General features: G+C 75.0%; 15 protein-coding genes. 10 read left to right on the forward strand and 5 right to left on the reverse strand.

Annotation, left to right across the window (positions count from 1 at the left end; all coding sequences use genetic code 11):
* Window positions 1-2: 2 nt before the first annotated feature.
* The 8 genes from FZ103_RS25965 (at window position 3) to FZ103_RS04725 (ending at window position 9094) form a co-directional block, all read left to right on the forward strand.
* Window positions 3-1943 carry an HAD-IIIA family hydrolase gene (locus tag FZ103_RS25965; protein WP_343233377.1) on the forward strand — a complete coding sequence of 647 codons (1941 nt, stop codon included), beginning with the start codon at window positions 3-5 and terminating at the stop codon, window positions 1941-1943.
* Complete coding sequence (locus tag FZ103_RS25090; protein WP_222936505.1) at window positions 1940-2986, forward strand: glycosyltransferase family 9 protein; 1047 nt, start codon at window positions 1940-1942, stop codon at window positions 2984-2986. Before FZ103_RS25965 ends, FZ103_RS25090 begins: the two co-directional genes overlap by 4 nt.
* Window positions 2983-4008: a glycosyltransferase gene (locus tag FZ103_RS25095; RefSeq protein ID WP_343233378.1), complete on the forward strand. Its 1026-nt coding sequence runs from the start codon at window positions 2983-2985 to the stop codon at window positions 4006-4008. The genes FZ103_RS25090 and FZ103_RS25095 overlap by 4 nt, the downstream gene beginning before the upstream one ends.
* A complete protein-coding gene (locus FZ103_RS04705) occupies window positions 4005-5249 on the forward strand; it encodes a glycosyltransferase (protein WP_186355821.1) in 1245 nt (414 codons plus the stop codon). The genes FZ103_RS25095 and FZ103_RS04705 overlap by 4 nt, the downstream gene beginning before the upstream one ends.
* Window positions 5249-5845: an SIS domain-containing protein gene (locus FZ103_RS04710; RefSeq protein ID WP_155999121.1), complete on the forward strand. Its 597-nt coding sequence runs from the start codon at window positions 5249-5251 to the stop codon at window positions 5843-5845. The genes FZ103_RS04705 and FZ103_RS04710 overlap by 1 nt, the downstream gene beginning before the upstream one ends.
* Window positions 5842-7215, forward strand: a complete 1374-nt coding sequence (locus FZ103_RS04715) for a PfkB family carbohydrate kinase (RefSeq protein ID WP_343233379.1) — start codon at window positions 5842-5844, stop codon at window positions 7213-7215. Before FZ103_RS04710 ends, FZ103_RS04715 begins: the two co-directional genes overlap by 4 nt.
* A 149-nt stretch (window positions 7216-7364) precedes the next feature.
* Window positions 7365-8051: an SDR family oxidoreductase gene (locus tag FZ103_RS04720; RefSeq protein ID WP_155999125.1), complete on the forward strand. Its 687-nt coding sequence runs from the start codon at window positions 7365-7367 to the stop codon at window positions 8049-8051.
* A gap of 44 nt (window positions 8052-8095) precedes the next feature.
* A complete protein-coding gene (locus FZ103_RS04725; protein WP_155999127.1) occupies window positions 8096-9094 on the forward strand; it encodes a UDP-glucuronic acid decarboxylase family protein in 999 nt (332 codons plus the stop codon).
* Window positions 9095-9270: 176 nt separating this feature from the next.
* Here the strand turns inward: FZ103_RS04725 and FZ103_RS04730 are convergent, their stop codons facing one another.
* A complete protein-coding gene (locus FZ103_RS04730) occupies window positions 9271-10113 on the reverse strand; it encodes a SigB/SigF/SigG family RNA polymerase sigma factor (protein ID WP_155999129.1) in 843 nt (280 codons plus the stop codon).
* Window positions 10114-10577: 464 nt separating this feature from the next.
* Between FZ103_RS04730 and FZ103_RS04735 the strand changes: the two genes are divergently transcribed.
* Together FZ103_RS04735 and FZ103_RS04740 are read left to right on the forward strand one after the other, a co-directional pair.
* Window positions 10578-11480 carry a glycosyltransferase gene (locus FZ103_RS04735; RefSeq protein ID WP_343233380.1) on the forward strand — a complete coding sequence of 301 codons (903 nt, stop codon included), beginning with the start codon at window positions 10578-10580 and terminating at the stop codon, window positions 11478-11480.
* Window positions 11477-12388 (forward strand): glycosyltransferase, encoded by a 912-nt coding sequence (locus FZ103_RS04740; RefSeq protein WP_186355822.1) that lies wholly within the window; start codon window positions 11477-11479, stop codon window positions 12386-12388. The genes FZ103_RS04735 and FZ103_RS04740 overlap by 4 nt, the downstream gene beginning before the upstream one ends.
* An 18-nt stretch (window positions 12389-12406) precedes the next feature.
* On the opposite strand, the gene FZ103_RS04745 is transcribed toward FZ103_RS04740, so the two are convergent.
* The 4 genes from FZ103_RS04745 to FZ103_RS04760 form a co-directional block, all read right to left on the reverse strand.
* Window positions 12407-13063 carry a GAF and ANTAR domain-containing protein gene (locus FZ103_RS04745; protein ID WP_186355823.1) on the reverse strand — a complete coding sequence of 219 codons (657 nt, stop codon included), beginning with the start codon at window positions 13061-13063 and terminating at the stop codon, window positions 12407-12409.
* A 620-nt stretch (window positions 13064-13683) separates the two neighbouring features.
* Window positions 13684-15006: an ABC transporter substrate-binding protein gene (locus tag FZ103_RS04750; protein WP_155999135.1), complete on the reverse strand. Its 1323-nt coding sequence runs from the start codon at window positions 15004-15006 to the stop codon at window positions 13684-13686.
* A 62-nt stretch (window positions 15007-15068) separates the two neighbouring features.
* Window positions 15069-16148 carry a branched-chain amino acid ABC transporter permease gene (locus FZ103_RS04755; RefSeq protein ID WP_155999137.1) on the reverse strand — a complete coding sequence of 360 codons (1080 nt, stop codon included), beginning with the start codon at window positions 16146-16148 and terminating at the stop codon, window positions 15069-15071.
* 2 nt (window positions 16149-16150) lie between these two features.
* Window positions 16151-17002: a branched-chain amino acid ABC transporter permease gene (locus tag FZ103_RS04760; protein ID WP_186355824.1), complete on the reverse strand. Its 852-nt coding sequence runs from the start codon at window positions 17000-17002 to the stop codon at window positions 16151-16153.
* Window positions 17003-17004: the final 2 nt, after the last annotated feature.

The following is a 17004-nucleotide window of genomic DNA, read 5'->3' on the forward strand; positions in this document are numbered from 1 at the left end:
CCGTGGACCGCGTCGCACCCGCAACCGCCGCGCGGGCCACGGCCTACTCCGTCGTGGTGCCCACGGTGGGCCGGCCCGAGCTCGCCCGGACGCTGCGCCCGCTGCTGAGCGGCGGCCCGCACGCGCCCGCCGAGGTCGTCGTCGTCGACGACAGGCCCGCGCCGCAGGGCCCGCCGGCGGGCGCCGAGGCCGACGGCGTCACCCTGCTGCGCTCGGGCGGGCGCGGCCCCGCCTGCGCCCGCGACGTCGGTTGGCGCCGCACCCGCACCCCGTGGGTGGTGTTCCTGGACGACGACGTCCTGCCCGGCGACGACTGGACCGCCGAGCTGGCGGCCGACCTCGCCGCCTGCCACGACGGCGTCGGCGGCGTCCAGGGCCGCATCGAGGTCCCGCCGCCCGCCGGGCGGCGCCCCACCGACGCCGAGCGCGGAACCCTGGCCCTGGCCACCGCGCGCTGGATCACGGCCGACATGGCTTACCGCCGCGCGGCCCTGGAGGCCGCCGACGGGTTCGACCGCCGGTTCAAACGCGCCTACCGCGAGGACACCGACCTGGCGCTGCGCGTGCTGGACGTCGGCTACGAGCTCCGCGCCGGAACGCGGCGCAGCGTGCACCCGATGGTGCGCGATTCCCGACTGATGCGCAGCGTCGCCGCGCAGGCGGGCAACGCCGACGACGCGCTGATGCGCCGCCTGCACGGGCCCCGCTGGCGCGAACGCGTCGGCGAACCGCCCGGACGGCTGCGCCGCCACGTGCTGACCACGGCCGCCCTCGCCGGCGCGGCCGCCGCCGGTGCCGCCTTCGCCACCGGTGCCGCCTTCGCCGCCGCCCGCAGCATCCGGGCCCGCGGCGCCCCGGCCGCAGCGCCGCGCCGGGCTCCGGCTCTCCCACCGGCGCCGCGTGCCCGCAAGCGCGCCGGCGCCGGCCCGGCGGGCCTCCCGGTGCCGGTGCCGCGCCGGCGGTCCGGGGCCGCACCGCTCCGGCGGCCCTTCAGCGGCCCCGACCCGGCCGCGCCGCGCGGCCGCACGTTCGTCGGCGTCCCGCGACCGGGCGTCCGGCACGCCCCCGGCGCGGTCGCCGCGCCCCTGGGCGATTCCTCGGGCCGGAGGGGCTTCGCCTTGCGTCCGCGCCCGGTCGCCGCCGGGGCCCGCGCCCGCTGGATCGCCGCAGCCTCCGTGGCCGCGCCCGCCCCCGGCCCCGACCGCGCGGCCCGGGCCTGCGGGGCGGCCGCCCTCGCGCTGGGCGCCCTGTGGCTGGCCGCCACCGCCGAGTTCGCGTGGCGGCGGATCGCGCCCGGCCCGCGCGACCCCGCCGAGATCGCGCGTATGGCGGTGACCAGCGCGCTCATCCCGCCCGCGGCCTGTGCGCAGCGACTGGTCGGGGAGTGGCGCCACCGGGGTGCCCGGCCGCACGGGGCCCGGCCCGTCAAGGCCGTCCTGTTCGACCGCGACGGCACCCTGGTCCACGACGTCCCCTACAACTGCGACCCCGACCGGGTGCGGCCCACGCCGCACGCACGCGCCGCCCTGGACCGCGTGCGCGCCGCGGGCCTGCGGCTGGGCGTGGTCAGCAACCAGTCGGGTGTCGCCCGCGGACTCATCACCCCCGACGAGCTGGCGGCCGTCAACGCCGCCGTGGAGGCCCGGCTGGGCCCCTTCGACGTGTGGCGGGTCTGCACCCACGGCGAGGACGGCGGCTGCGCCTGCCGCAAACCGCGCCCCGGACTCATCCACGAGGCGGCGTCCGACCTGGGCGTGGCCCCGCACGAGTGCGCGGTCATCGGCGACATCGGCGCCGACGTCGACGCCGCGCGCGCCGCCGGCGCCCGCCCCATCCTGGTCCCCGGCCCGGCGACCCGCGCCGAGGAGGTCGCGGCGGCGCCCGAGACGGCCGCGCGCCTGACCTCCGCGGTGCGCCGCGTGCTGCGCGGGGGCACCCGATGAGCGCCGGGGAGGGCACTCCGGCTCCGCGCGGCGGCACCGTGCTGGTGGCCCGCATGGACAACGTCGGCGACGTGCTGCTGGCCGGCCCGGCCGTGCGCGCCGCGGCCGCCGGCGCCGACCGCCTGGTCCTGCTCGCCGGCCCCCGCGGGCGCGCCGCCGCCGAACTGCTGCCCGGAGTCGACTGGGTCCTGCAATGGTGCGCGCCCTGGATCGACCCCGAGCCGCCCCCGCTGACACCGCAGAGCACCGAGGACCTCATCGCCGCCGTGCGGGCCGAGGCGCCCGGCGCCGCGCTCATCCTCACCTCGTTCCACCAGTCCCCGCTGCCGCTGGCGGCACTGCTGCGGCTGGCCGGCGTGGGCTGGATCGGCGCGGCCAGCGAGGACTACCCGGGCTCGCTGCTCGACCTGCGCCACCGCACCGACCACACCCGGCCCGAAGCCGAGCGTATGCTGCGCCTGGCCGAGGCCGCCGGGTACCGGCTGCCTCCGGGCGACGACGGCGCTCCGCGCGTCCGCCGCCCCCTGCCCGACACCGCGCACCTGGCCGGTCGCCCCGGCTACGTCGCCGTGCACACCGGCGCCTCGGCACCGGCCCGCGCCATCCCGCGGCCGCTGGCGGAGCAGACCGTCGCGGCGCTGACCGCCCGGGGCAGGCGCGTGGTGGTCACCGGAACCGAGCAGGAGCGCGGCGAGACCGCCGCCGTCGCCGGCGACGCGGCCCTGGACCTGGGCGGGCGCACCGGCCTGGCCGAGCTCGCCGGCGTGCTGGAGTCGGCCTCGGTGCTGGTCAGCGGAAACACCGGCGCGGCGCACCTGGCCGCGGCCGTCGGCACGCCCGTGGTCTCGCTGTTCTCCCCGGTCGTCTCGGCCGCCTCCTGGGCGCCCCAGGGCAGCCCGGTGCGCCTGCTCGGCGACCAGGACGCCCCCTGCCGCGGCACCCGCGCGCGCACCTGCCCCGTGCCCGGACACCCGTGCCTGAGCCGGCTCACCCCCGACGACGTCCTCGGCGCCGTCGACGACCTTGCGGGAGGACCGCCGTGACACTGCAGCAGCCCCGCACCGCCGCACCGGGCGGCCCGGACCGCACCGCCACCCTGCGCGTGCTGATCTGGCACGTCCACGGCTCCTGGACCACCGCCTTCGTGCAGGGCCGGCACCGCTGCCTGCTCCCGGTCGACGCCGAGCGCGGGCCCGACGGCCGCGGCCGCGCGCGCACCTGGGACTGGCCGGACAACGCCGTCGAGGTGGCACCGGAGCACCTGGCCGACGAGCCCGTGGACGCCGTCGTGCTGCAGCGCCCCCACGAGCTGGAGCTCGCCGAGCGGTGGCTGGGCGGGCGCCGCCCCGGCCGCGACGTCCCCGCTGTCTACGTCGAGCACAACACGCCCCGCGGCGACGTGCCCCACACCCGCCACCCGCTCGCCGACCGCTCCGACATCCCGATCGTGCACGTGACCCACTTCAACGAGCTGTTCTGGGACAGCGGCCGCGCACCCACCGCCGTCATCGAGCACGGCGTGGTCGACCCCGGCTACCGCTACACCGGCCAGGTCGAGCGCGCCGGGGTGGTGGTCAACGAACCGCTGCGCCGCGGCCGCATCACCGGCACCGACCTGCTGCCCGGCTTCGCCCGGGCGGCACCCCTCGACCTGTTCGGCATGGGCGTCGCCGGCGCGCCCGCCGCGCTGGGACTGCCTCCCGAGCGGCTGCGCGCCTTCGACGACCTCCCCCAGCACCGCCTGCACGCCGAACTCGCCCGCAGGCGCGTCTACCTGCACCCCGTCCGCTGGACCTCGCTGGGACTGTCCCTCATCGAAGCGATGCTGCTGGGCATGCCCGTCCTCGCCTTGGCCACCACCGAGGCGCGCGAGGCGATCCCCCCCGACGCGGGACTGGCCACCACCCGCGTCGACGCCCTGCACCGGGCGCTGCACGACCTCGTCCGCGACCCGAGCCGCGCCGCCGAGTGGGGCCGGGCGGCGCGGCGGGCGGCGCTGCGCCGATATTCCACCGACCGGTTCCTCAGCGACTGGGACCGGCTACTCCAGGAGGTGACACGGTGAGGATCGCCATGGTCTCCGAACACGCGAGCCCGTTGGCCGCCCTCGGCGAAGAGGACACGGGCGGGCAGAACGTGCACGTGGCCGGGCTGGCCAGGGCGCTGGGGGCCCGCGGCCACGACGTCGTGGTCCACACCCGCCGGACCGCCCCCGACCAGCCCGAGACTGTCGAGTTCGCGCCGGGGGCGCGCGTCCACCATGTCGCCGCCGGACCGCCCGAACCGCTGAGCAAGGACGAACTGCCGCCCCACATGGGCGAGTTCGCCGCCGGTCTCGCCGAGGAATGGCGCCGCCATACGCCCGACGTCGTCCACGCCCACTTCTGGATGAGCGGGCGCGCCGCCCTGGAGGCCGCCGCCGAGAGGGGCGTCCCGGTGGTGCAGACCTTCCACGCCCTGGGTACGGAGAAGCGCCGCCACCAGGGCCCCGACGACACCAGTCCGCCCGAGCGCGAGCGCACCGAGCACGACATCGCCCACCGGGTGGACCGGGTCGTTGCCACCTCCAGCCAGGAGCGGCGCGAGCTGCGCACCTGGAACGTGCCCCACAACCGGATCGCCGTGGTGCCCTGCGCCGTGGATCCGGACCTGTTCCGCCCCGAGGGGGCGGCCGCCGAGCGGGGGGAGCGCCCGCGCATCCTCAGCCTGGGCCGCCTCGTCCCGCGCAAGGGGATCCGCACGATCATCGGGGCGCTGGCCGGAGTCCCCGACGCCGAGCTGGTCGTCGCCGGCGGTGCGCCGCCCGAGCGGATCGGCGACGACCCCCAGATCGCGGCCCTGCGCGCCGATGCCGAGGAGGCGGGGGTGGCCGACCGGGTCGTGTTCACCGGCGGCGTGCCCCGCTCGCAGGTGCCCGAGCTGCTGCGCTCGGCCGACATCGCGGTCAACGTGCCGTGGTACGAGCCCTTCGGCATGAGCACCGTCGAAGCCATGGCCTGCGGCGTGCCCGTCATCGCCTCCCACGTCGGCGGCCATCTGGACACCGTCGTCCAAGGCGTCACCGGCCGCCTGGTCCCGCCGCGCGACGCCCGCGCGCTGGCCTACTGGCTGCGGATGCTGCTCGCCGACCCCGTCACCCGGGAGAGCCTGGGCATCGCCGCCGCCGATCGCGCGGCCGTGCGCTACACCTGGCCGCTCGTGGCCCGCCAGACCGAGGAGTGCTACCACAGCGTGCTGCGCGAACGCGGACGCGAGGTGCCCGAGACCACCGGCGCCTCCGCCGCCATGGCTCCGGGAGGTGTCTGATGCATCCGCGGATCGAACGCCTGAGGAGCGTTCTGGAAGGTGTCGACGGCGACCGGGCCAAGCGGTGGGGCCGGTTCCTCGGCGAGGAGCTGCCGCGCGGTCGCAGGCTGTTCGCCTGCGGCAACGGGGGCAGCGCGGCTGAGGCCCAGCACCTCACCGCCGAGCTGACGGGCCGGTTCCGCGCCGAGCGCATGCCGCTCTCGGCCATCTGCCTGCACGCCGACACCTCCAGCCTCACCGCCATCGCCAACGACTACGGCTACCGCGAGGCCTTCTCCCGGCAGCTGCGGGCCCACGCCCGGCCCGGCGACATCCTGGTGTGCCTGTCCACCAGCGGCACCAGCGAGAACGTCGTCGCCGCCGCCGTGACCGCACGGGAGCTGGGCCTGCGCACCTGGGCGCTGGCCGGCGCGTCCCCCAGCGCGCTGCAGGCCGCCTGCGACGAGAGCCTGCTGGTCCCCTCGCCCGATCCGGCCACGGTCCAGGAGGTGCACCTCTCGCTCATCCACCTGATGTGCGAGGAGGTCGACGCGGTATGCGGCGTTCCCGCCACAGCGCCCCAGCAGGGGCGCCTGGCCCCGGAGGGGTCGCCGTGAGCCGGGCGCGGGGGCCGCTGGTCGTGGTCGGCGACGCGTTCCTCGACGTCGACGTCGCCGGAGTGCGCCGCACCGGGGGCCACGGCGGGAGCGCGCCCGTCCTCGACGCGCCCAGCGCCTGGCACCGCCCCGGCGGCGCCGCGCTGGCCGCCTGGCTGGCCGCCCGCGACGGCCACCCCGTGGCTCTGGTGTGCGCGCTGGCCCGCGACGACCCCGGCGACCGCGTCGCCGAGCTGCTGCAGGACTCGCTGACGCTGGTGCGCCTGGAGCAGGCCGGGACGACCCCGACGAAGTCGCGGGTCCAGGTGGGCGAGCAGACCCTCGTGCGCCTCGACCACGGCGAAGGCCGCCCCGACCCCGCCGGCGATCACAGCAGTGCGGCCGCCGCCATCGAGGGTGCCGGCGCCGTACTGGTCTCCGACTACGGGCGCGGCGTCGCCGCCCTGCCCGCGGTACGCGAGGCGCTGAGCCGCGCCGCGGCGCGGGTGCCCGTGGTGTGGGACCCGCACCCGCGCGGACCCGCCCCGGTGCCCGGAGCGGCGCTGGTGACGCCCAACGCCGCCGAGGCCGGTGCGGCCGACCCCGACCAGGCGGGCGAGGCGGCCGGGCGCCTGGCCGGCGCCTGGCGGGCCCGCTCGGTGGCGGTGACCCTGGGATGCGAAGGCGCCGTGTGGGCGCCCCAGGACGGGCCGAGCCGGTTCTACCCCGCTCCGCTGCGCCTGCCCGAGGCCGACGCCTGCGGCGCCGGCGACCGCTTCTGCGCGGCGGCCGCCGGAGCCCTGCGCACGGGCGCCGATGTGGCCGGGGCCGTGGCCGAGAGCGTCCAGGCGGCCTCCCGCTTCGTCCGCAACGGAGCCGCCGGCGCGGCGGCGGCGTCGGGCCCCATGGCCGGTGCCCTGCCGCTGGGCCTGGGGGAGAGCGCCGAGGCCCTGGCCGAGCGCGTGCGCCGCAGCGGCGGCAAGATCGTGGCCGCCGGCGGGTGCTTCGACGTGCTGCACGCCGGGCACGTCAGCCTGCTGCGCCGCGCCCGCTCCCTGGGCGACTGCCTGATCGTCTGCCTCAACAGCGACGCCGCGGTCCGGGCGCAGAAGGGGCCCGACCGCCCCGTCACCTCGGCCGAGGACCGCGCCCGGGTGCTGTCGGCGCTGGAGTGCGTCGACGCGGTCACCGTCTTCGACGAGCCCACACCCGTGCGGGTGATCGAGCGGCTGCGGCCCGACGTGTGGGTCAAGGGCGGCGACTACACCGCCGCCGAGCTGCCGGAGCTGCCCGCGCTGACGGCCGGCGGCGGCGAGGCGGTGATCCTGCCGCTGCTGCCCGGGCGCTCGACCAGCCGGATGGTGGCCGCCCGCGGCCGAACGCCGCCCTGACCCGCGGGGACCGCCCGCCGGTCCGCCGACAGCGCCGCCCCGCCCGCGCCCCCGCGCGCGGAACGGGGAGCCGAACCCGCCCGCCGACACCGCCCGGCCGCCGCGCCGGCGGACGCGGGCACCGCGACCACACGCGAAGGAGTCACGCCATGCGTCCACTGGGCAACACACTGATCACCGGCGGCGCGTCCGGCCTCGGAGCCGCCGTGGCACAGGCGGTGGCCGCCGAAGGGGGCCGGCCGCTCGTCCTCGACCTCGCCGAGCCGGCGTCGGGCGCCGACTACGAACAGGCCGACCTCGCCGACCGCAGGTCCACCGAGGAGGCGGTCGAGCGCCTGGCCCGGCGCGCCGGCGGGCTGCACGCGGTCGTCAACGCCGCGGGCATCGACGCCTGCGGCCCGCTGGGCAAGGTCGACGCCGACGACTGGGAGCGTGTCATCCAGGTCAACCTCATCGGCACCGCCTCGGTCGTCCGGGCCGCCCTGCCCCACCTGGAGGCCGTGCGCGGCACCGTGGTCGACTGCGCCTCCACGCTGGGGGTGCGCGCGGTCCCCGACGCCACCGCCTACTGCGCCTCCAAGGCCGGGGTCATGGGCTTCACCCGCGCCCTCGCCGCCGAGACCGCCGGGCGGGTGGGCGTGACGCTGCTGGTACCCGGGGGCATGGACACCGCGTTCTTCGACGACCGCCCCGACGCCTACCGGCCCGGTCCCGACGCCCGCCTCAACCCGCCCGAGCACGTCGCCCGGGCCGTCGTCTTCGCCCTGGCACAGCCCCCCGGGTGCGAGGTGCGCGAACTCGTCGTCTGCCCCTCGGAGGAGACGTCGTGGCCCTGAACGGGGCCGCGGTCGCCGAGGGGCGCCGCGATCAAGGGGGGAACATGAGTCAGGCACACATCCGCCGCGCCGTCGTCACCGGCGGGGCCGGGTTCGTCGGATCGCACCTGTGCGAGCGCCTGCTGGACGCCGGAGCCGAGGTGGTCTGCGTCGACAACCTCGCCACCGGATCCGCCGAGAACCTGCGCCGCCTCGCCCGCCACGCCGGATTCAGCTCGATCGAGGCCGACGTCACCCGGCCGATGCGCGTCGCCGGCCGCGTCGACGCCGTCTTCCACCTCGCCTCGGCCGCGTCGCCGCGCGACTACCTGCGGCTGCCGGTGGAGACGCTGGAAGCCGGCAGCCTCGGCACCCGCAACGCGCTGGACCTGGCCGCCGAGCACGGCGCCCGCATGGTGCTCGCCTCCACCAGCGAGGTCTACGGCGACCCGCTGCACCACCCCCAGCACGAGAGCTACTGGGGCAACGTCAACCCGGTCGGCCCGCGCAGCGTCTACGACGAGGCCAAGCGCTACGCGGAGGCGCTGACCATGGCCTACCACCGCACCCACGGCGCCGACGTCGGCATCGCGCGCATCTTCAACAGCTACGGGCCCCGCATGCGCCCCGACGACGGCCGGGCGATCCCCACGTTCATCCGCCAGGCCATGGCGGGCGAGCCGATCACCGTCTCCGGCGACGGCATGCAGACCCGCTCGGTCTGCTACGTCGACGACACCGTGCGAGGACTGCTCGCACTGGCCGGGGCCGACATCACCGGGCCGGTCAACATCGGCAGCCCGCATGAGCTGTCCATGCGGGCGCTCGCCGAACTGGTGCGGAGCGTCTGCGGTTCGGACTCGCCCATCGTGCCCGTCGGCCGGCCCGTCGACGACCCCAGGTTCCGCCGCCCCGACACCGGCCTGGCGGCGCGCGCCCTGGGCTGGCGGCCCCTGGTGCCCATGGAGGAAGGGCTGCGGCTGACCGTGGAGTGGTTCGCCGGCGCCCCGGCCGGCCACCCGCCCGAGGGCCGCGAGGCAGAGCCGACCGCCGGCCGCGCCTGAGGCGCCCGGCGCGGGCGGCCGGCCGCACCGGAAACGCCTGCGCAGCAGACAGCAGGAGGCCCCGGGGGCGCACGCGCCCCCGGGGCCTCCTATGCAGAACCGATGCGGCGCTGGGACTCTCCCGAGCGCGCCCGGCGGGTACCGCGTACTGTCACACAGACCCGTCGAACCTGCTGCTAGACGTCGGGCACCAGCTGTTTGCGGAGCTTGGCCAGCGACGCCGAGAGCGTGCGCGAGACGTGCATCTGCGACAGCCCCACGATCTGGGCGATCTCCGCCTGCGTCTTGTTGCCCGCGAAGCGCAGCAGCACGATCCGCCGGTCACGCGGGGAGAGGGTGGCCAGGGCCGGGCGCAACGACGCCCGGTCGGCGACGTTCTCCAGGTCGTGGTCCTCCTCGCCGAGCGTGTCGCCCAGCGTCTTGTCCTCCTCCTCGGCCCCGTAGGGCACGTCGAGGGACAGGGCGCTGTAGGCCGAAGAGGCGTCGATGAGCTCGAGCGTGTCGTCGACGCTCATCTCCAGCCGTTCGGCGATCTCGGCGACCGTGGGAGAGCGGCCGTGCTCCTGGGCGAACGACGAGGTCACCCGGTTGAGCTCGGGACGCTTCTCCTGGTACTTGCGCGGCACGCGGATCGCCCATGTGCGGTCCCGGAAGTGGCGCTTGACCTCACCGGTCATCATGGGCAGGGCGTAGGAGATGAACTCCTTGCCGTAGTCGGGATTGAAGTCGCGGATCGCCTGCACCAGACCGACGGTCACAACCTGGCGCAGGTCCTCCTCGGGCTCGCCGCGGTTCCGGTAGCGGCGGGCGATGCGGCGGACGACCGGCGCATGCAGATCCACCAGTTTCCGATAGATCTCGTCGCGCTCGGCCGGCCCGGTCTCCTCACTCTTGAGCTGCGCGAACAGCTCGCGGGTGCGTGCGTAGTAGGCTTCGTCGGTTTTGCTGTTGTTCCCACCGGAACTGCGCGGACGCGGTACTGCGGTCTCTCGTTCGCGGAGCGTGCTCGATGTGCTCATCGTCAACGTTCCTCAGTGCGTCGGAGTGGACCGCCGACCACCTGCCCCCCGGATCGACCAGCGTGTTGTGCTCCGCTGACGATGTGGCTTCCCCCGTTGGTGTGCGGTGGTTCACCGCAGCGGGGGCCGGGACGCACGTGATGGCGTCAAGGCCGCGCTGTCGGACCTCCTGCACAACACGTTGACCATATCGAGATATGCGCGATTAAGCCAGCCCGTGCCGGTCCGATTCCGCCCGGTTTTGCAGTGAATTAACGCGTGAGATTGCGAACATGCAGGGTAGGCGCCTCGAAGTTGGTAGCAATCTCACTATTGGAAATCTTATGCAAGCGTTTTCCCGCCCGTCCGCCACCGCGTCCCGCAACAGAGGTCCTGCGCCTTGCGAGGTTTATCCGAATTTTACGGCCGACCGCTCCCGCGCTGCCTCCCCCGACGGAGACGCTGCGCATCGCGAGGCGGCCGACGTGTGCGAGGAGGAGGCGGAGGCGGGTGACGGCGCCGGGGCGGGCGATCGCGTGGGGATCGTGGTGGCCACGCGCGACCGCCGTGAGGAGCTCGCCCGGACGCTGCGCCGGCTCGGGCGGACCTACCCCCGGGCGCCCGTCACCGTGGTCGACAACGCCTCCGGCGACGGCACCGCCGACCTCGTCCGGTCGGACTTCCCCGGCGTCGATGTGGTGGAGCTGCCGCGCAACCGCGGCTGCGCGGCCCGCAACGCCGGGGTCGAGGCCAACCCCGCCGCCTACATCGCCTTCTGCGACGACGACTCCTGGTGGGCGCCGGGCTCCCTGGAGCGCGCCGCCGCGGCGTTCGACGCCCATCCGCGCCTGGGCCTGGTGGCCGCGTCCACCGTCGTGGGCGACAGCGAGCGCCCCGACCCGATCAACGAGCAGCTGGCCGCCGGACTGGGCCCCGCGCCGCCGGGCCTGCCCGGTCCCCGGGTGCTGGGCTTCCTCGCCTGCGCCGCGATCGTGCGGCGCGAGGCGTTTCTGGCCGCCGGCGGGTTCAGCGACTTCCTGTTCTTCACCCACGAGGAGGCGCTGCTGGCCCAGGACCTGGCCGCACTGGGCTGGGAGGCCTGCTACCTGCCTCAGGTGAAGGCCCACCACCACCCTTCGCTCAACCGTCCGCCCAGCGCCTGGCGGCGCCGGCTGGAGCTGCGCAACAGGGCCCTGGTCTGCTGGCTGCGGCGCCCCGCCGGGCGTGCGCTGGGCGAGACGGCGCGCCTGGCGGGCGCCTGCCGGAGTGAGCCCGAGGCCCCCGGCGCGCTGGCCGACCTGGCCCGGCGCCTGCCCGGTGCCCTGCTGCGGCGGCGGAGGCTGCCGCCGCGCGTCGAGCGCGACCTGCGGCTGCTGGAGCGGCGGTGAGCCCCCCGGGCGGGCCGGACCCGCGCACCGGTGTGGTCGTGATCACCCGCAACCGCCGCCGGGAGCTGCTGAACACGCTGCAGCGGCTCGCGGACCTGCCCGAGCGGCCCCCGATCGTGGTGGTCGACAACGGCTCCGAGGACGGCAGCGCCGATGCGGTCGCCGCATCGTTTCCCGGGGTCGCGCTGCTGCGCGCCCCGGCGAACCTGGGCGCGGTCGGGCGCAACCTCGGCGTGGACGCCCTCGACACCCCCTACGTGGCCTTCTGCGACGACGACACCTGGTGGGAGCCGGGGTCGCTGTCCCTGGCGGCCGATCTGCTCGACACCCACCCCGACGTGGCCTCGCTGACCGCGCGGATCCTGGTGGAGCCCTCGCTGCGTGAGGATCCCATCACCCCCGAACTGCGCGACTCGCCGGTACCGGCGCCCCCGGGCCTTCCGGGCCCCGCCCTGCTGAGCATCCTCGCCGGGGCGTCGGTGCTGCGCGTGTCGGCCTTCACCGCGGTCGGGGGGTTCCACGAGCGGCTGTGGCTGGGCGGAGAGGAGGAACTGCTCTCGCTGGATCTGGCCGCGGCCGGGTGGTGGCTGTGCTGGGTCGAGCGGATGTGCGTGCACCACGCCCCCTCGCGCGGCCGCGACAGCACCGGCCGGCGCCGCCTGGGCATCCGCAACACGCTGTGGACGGCGTGGCTGCGCCGGCCCGCGGGCGCGGCGCTGCGGCGCACCCGCGCGGTCCTGGCGTCGGTGCCCGCCGACCGCACGAGTGCGCTGGCGGTGGGGGAGGCGCTGGCGGGTCTGCCGTGGGTGCTGGCCCAGCGGCGGCCCGTGCCGCGCCGGGTGGAGGCGGGGCTGCGGCTGCTGGAGGAGCCGCAGCGCGACTCGCCCGCCCGGCGCTACGTCGGCTGAGGAGGGGCCGGGGCCGGCTCAGTCGGGGGCGGCGGTGGGGTCCTCGCCGGTCAGCGTGATCTTCTCGGCGAGCTCGGCGAGCTTGACGTTGAGGTTCTGCGACGCCTCGCGCAACCGCTCCCAGGCCTGCTCGGCCGTCATGTGGTGGCGCTCCATCAGGATCCCCTGCGCCTGGCCGATGGTCTCGCGGGTGTCCAGGGCCCGGTTCAGGTTGGCGATGTGCCGGTTGGCGGCCAGTGCCGAGGCGGCCTGGGCGGAGTAGATCACCCCGACCTCGTGGGCCTGCTCCTTGAAGGCCTGCGGGCGCGCGGCGTAGAGGATGAGGACGCCCAGGGTCTCGCGGGCGGTGAACAGCCGGAAGCTCAGCAGGCTGCCTATGGGCAGCTTGGCGGCCTCAGCGGCGTACTTCGGCCAGCGGGTGGAGGCGGTGAGGTCGGGCAGGTACACGTAGGTGCCCTTCCACATCGAGTCGAGGGAGGGGCCTTCGCCCAGCCGCAGCTGCAGTTCGTCGCTGCGCCGCACGATGTCGTGGGTGCACACGGGCGTCTGCAGGCTGCTGCGCGACTCCAGCAGGCTCACACCGGCGTAGTCGCAGCCGGGCACGGTCGTCACGGCGAGGTCCACGATCCGCTGGAGGGTCGCACGCAGGTCGGGCTCGGCGAACAGCGACCGCACGACCTCTGCGAAACCTTCAGGTGAGGGAGAGTGGTCCCTATTGAGCATCGCACGCCCTCCTGTGCCGTTATTACGAGCTCCGACTCGCGTCGCCCCCGCTGTCGCGAAGTCCGCGCACAGCACAAGGCGCCCGGTTCGGTGACCGAATGACTTCGCAGTGTGAGAATCGAGGTGCGACCGATTTTTGGCCGTTGAACTTCCCGCTGGAATGCGAGTATTGCCCGCACTCCTTGCCTGTGTCAACGACTGTACCTTACGCCGACCGCCGCCGCGGGTCGGGGCGCGTCGGCGCGTCCGCGGGCGCAGCGCCCGCGATGCCGTCCGTGAAACCGCAGGTGGCGGGTGCATCCGGGGAGCGTGGTGATGTTCACGCCGCCGCGCGCGGGCGATGCGTATCGCGCATCGCGGCCGCGGGCCGCACCTGCCCGGCGGGACTTTAGTCCCTGCCGGCTGGGAATTCGCCAAGGAATTCGTCCGTCGCGGTTAAATGCGCGGCAAACGGGAAGCGGGGCGTAAATGCGTCCGCAGCCGCGGCGGGTGCCGGTGCCGCGCACGCGTGCGGCGCCCGGTCTGCGCGGCAGACCGGGCGCCGCACGGCTGTGCGGGCCCGCCGCGGGCGGTCACTCGCCGAAGAAGGAGACCTCTTCGGGAGCGGGCCGCTCGACCTCGGCCGTGGTGATCTCACCGCCCCGGTTGTCGGTGACCATGGCCTCCTGCAGGACCTCGGGCTCCTTGCCGGCCCGGAACCGCAGCACCATCGCGCCGGCGAAGCCGCCGTGGTCGTTCTCCGTCGAGGAGAAGGGCACCAGGCCCGGCCCCGCCCAGTCCTGCTCGTGCACCGCGTCGATCAGGCTCTGCCGGGTCAGGTCGGGCCCCGCCGACATCAGCGCCTGGCCCATCATGGTGGCCTGCACCATGCCGTAGACCGTGGTGTTGGTGATCGGGCGGTCGCTGTCGGCGTGCTCCTCATAGATCTGGGAGTACAGCTGGATCCAGGGGTCGTCCTGCTGGGTGATCGAGGGGAGGTAGCCGGTGTAGATCATGCCGTCGAGCAGTTGCTCCACGGGCAGGTCCTCGTTGCCGGCCTCGGCGGCGAACTCCGACAGCAGCCCCTTGAGGGTCGCCGTGTCGGCGCCGATGGTGCTCACCACGAACTGCGGCTCGTAGCCGATGCTCGCCGACTCCAGGATCGCCAGGGCGCTGAAGGCTGGGATGCAGGAGCAGACCACGACGTCGGCGCCGGCCTCCTTCAGCGCCGAGATCTGCGGGCCCAGGTCGGTGTTGCCGGGATCGTAGGACTCCACGGCCACCCGCTGCTCGGCCACGTACTGCTCCAGGCCGATCTCGGAGTCGGTGCCCACGTCGTCGTTCTGGTGCAGGTAGCCCACCTTGGCGTCGGGCATGTTCTCGGCGATGTAGCTCCCCTGGATCTTGGCCTCCTTGGTGTAGTCCACCTGGTAGCCGAAGGTCAGGGGGTACTTGTCGGGCTGGTTCCACATCAGCGCGCCCGAGGAGACGAACAGGTCGGGCACGCCCTCCTCGTTGAGGAAGTCGACGACCTTGGAGTGGGTCGGCGTGCCCAGGCCGCCCAGCATCGCGAAGATCTCGTCGCTGTGCACCAGCTCGCGGGTGACCTCGATGGTGCGCGCCGGGTCGTAGGCGTCGTCCTTGACGACGTAGTCGATATCGCGGCCGTGGATGCCGCCGTTGGCGTTGATGTAGTCGAACACGGCGCCGGCGCCGATGGAGATCTGGCTGTAGCCGGGCGCGGCCGGACCGGTCAGCGGCTGGTGGGAGCCGATCTTGATGCTGTTCTCGGTGACACCGGTCGAGACGTCCAGGTCGGCGGCCGCGTCGTCTTGGACCTCGCCTGCGCCTCCGCAGGAGGTGGCGAGCAGGACCGCCGCCATAAGGGCGGCGGCGGGGGCGATACGTGATCTCATGTGCTTCTCCCGGGCGGTATATCGGGGACGGGGGGGTGCGGGCGGGGTGCGGGGTGGGGTGGTCAGCGCCCGCGGCGGACCAGTCCGGCGAGGCTGCGCAGCATCCCGTGCAGGCCCTGCGGCCAGACGAGGATGACCAGGATCAGCAGCACGCCGAAGAACACGATCGGCAGGTTGTTGGCGACGTTGGAGTCCAGCGACAGGGCGTGGGCCAGGTCCTCGCCCCAGACCTCCACGTAGACCAGGGCGACGGCGCCGAAGAAGGCGCCCCACATGCTGCCCAGCCCGCCCAGTACCAGGGCCGCCAGCAGGCTCAGCGAAAGCGTCACGGTGAACGAGCTGGGTGTGGCCGTGCCCAGCAGGTAGGCCTGGCAGGCGCCCGCCAGACCGCCGGCGCCCGCGCTGATCACGAAGGCGATCACCTTGGTGCGGCCCACCGGTACTCCGGCGAGCCCGGCGGCCGACTCGTCGTCGCGCAGCGCGCGCATCCGCCGGCCCAGCCGACCCGCGCTGATCGTGGCCAGGACCACCAGGCCGATCAGGGTCGTCAGCCACACCGCGGCGGCCTGCCACTGGGTGTTGGTGATGACACCCGCCAGAGCGGGGGGTGCTCCGCGGGTGGAGAAGGCGAGCCCGTTGCTGCCGCCGAGCAGTTCGGGGAAGCGCACGGTGACCGAGGGCAGGCCCACGGCCAGCGCCAGGGTCGCTCCGGCCAGGTAGGGGCCGTGCAGGCGCGCCGTGGCCGCACCCACCAGCACCCCGGCCGCGCAGCTGAGGACCACCGTGATCAGCATGTTCAGCCACAGCGGCAGCGCCGGCTGGTGCAGCACGAGCAGCGCCATGGTGTAGGCGCCGAGGAACATGAAGGCGCCGTGGCCCAGCGAGATCTGCCCGCTGTATCCGATGAGCAGCTGCAGTCCGGCGATGGCCAGCATGTAGTAGCCGACGCTGCCGATGCGCAGGTCGCCGGTGGGGCCGGTGACGAAGGTCAGCGCGAGGACGGCGGCGAAGGCGGCCGCGGCCGCCAGCGGGAACCGCACCAGGGCCGGCAGCGCTCGCCAGCGGTCGGCCGCCGAGGGCGCGGAGGCGCGTCGGGGCTGTTCGCCCTGGCCCGTGGACTCGTGGTTGCGCAGCGAGACCATCACTACACCTTTCGCGCGGTCGGGCGGGAGAACAGGCCGTCGGGCCGGACGCTCAGCACCAGGACGAGGATGGCCAGCGCCGCCAGGGTGGTCAGCTCCGGTCCTGCGTAGCCGGAGACATAGGACAGGCACAGGCCGATGAGCACGCCGCCGACCAGGGCGCCGAAGGGGTTCTCCAGGCCGCCGACGACCGCGGCGGCGATCGCGTAGATGAACACCGCGTCCAGCACGTTGGGGAAGATGAACGGCGGCGCGGCCAGCATCCCCGCCAGCGCGCCGATCACCGAGGCGATGGCCCAGCCGGTGGTGAGCATCAGCCCCACGCGCACGCCGCTCAGCCGCGCGGCTTCGGGGCGGAACGCGGCCGCGCGCATCCGCAGCCCCAGCGGGGTCAGCCGGTAGAGCCCGAACAGCAGCAGCGCGACGGCGCCCACCGAGGCCAGGGCGAACCAGTCCGAGGCCGAGAACCGGCCGCGGAAGCCCAGCGGGTAGGAGAAGGAGTGCGGCTCGTTGCTCCAGACCATCCCGGCGAGCCCCTGCAGGACCAGCAGCAGGCCCAGGGTGACGATGATCGCGCTGAGCGGCGAGCGCCCGTGCACCGGCCGGATCAGCAGCCGCTCGGTGGCCGCGCCCAGCACCAGCCCGGTCAGCAGCGCGGCGCCGAAGCCCAGCCAGTAGCTGCCGGTGGCCTGCGAGACCGCGTAGGCGATGTAGACCGAGATCAGGGCCAGGGCCGGCTGGGCGAAGTTCACCACGCGCGTGGCCTGGTAGATGATCACCAGCGACAGCGCCAGGGCCGCGTAGACGGCGCCCGAGGAGAGGCCGTTCAGGGTCAGGTTCAGGAATTGGTCCACGA

It is taken from the genome of Streptomonospora sp. PA3, assembly GCF_009728995.1.
Classification (GTDB): Bacteria; Actinomycetota; Actinomycetes; order Streptosporangiales; family Streptosporangiaceae; genus Streptomonospora.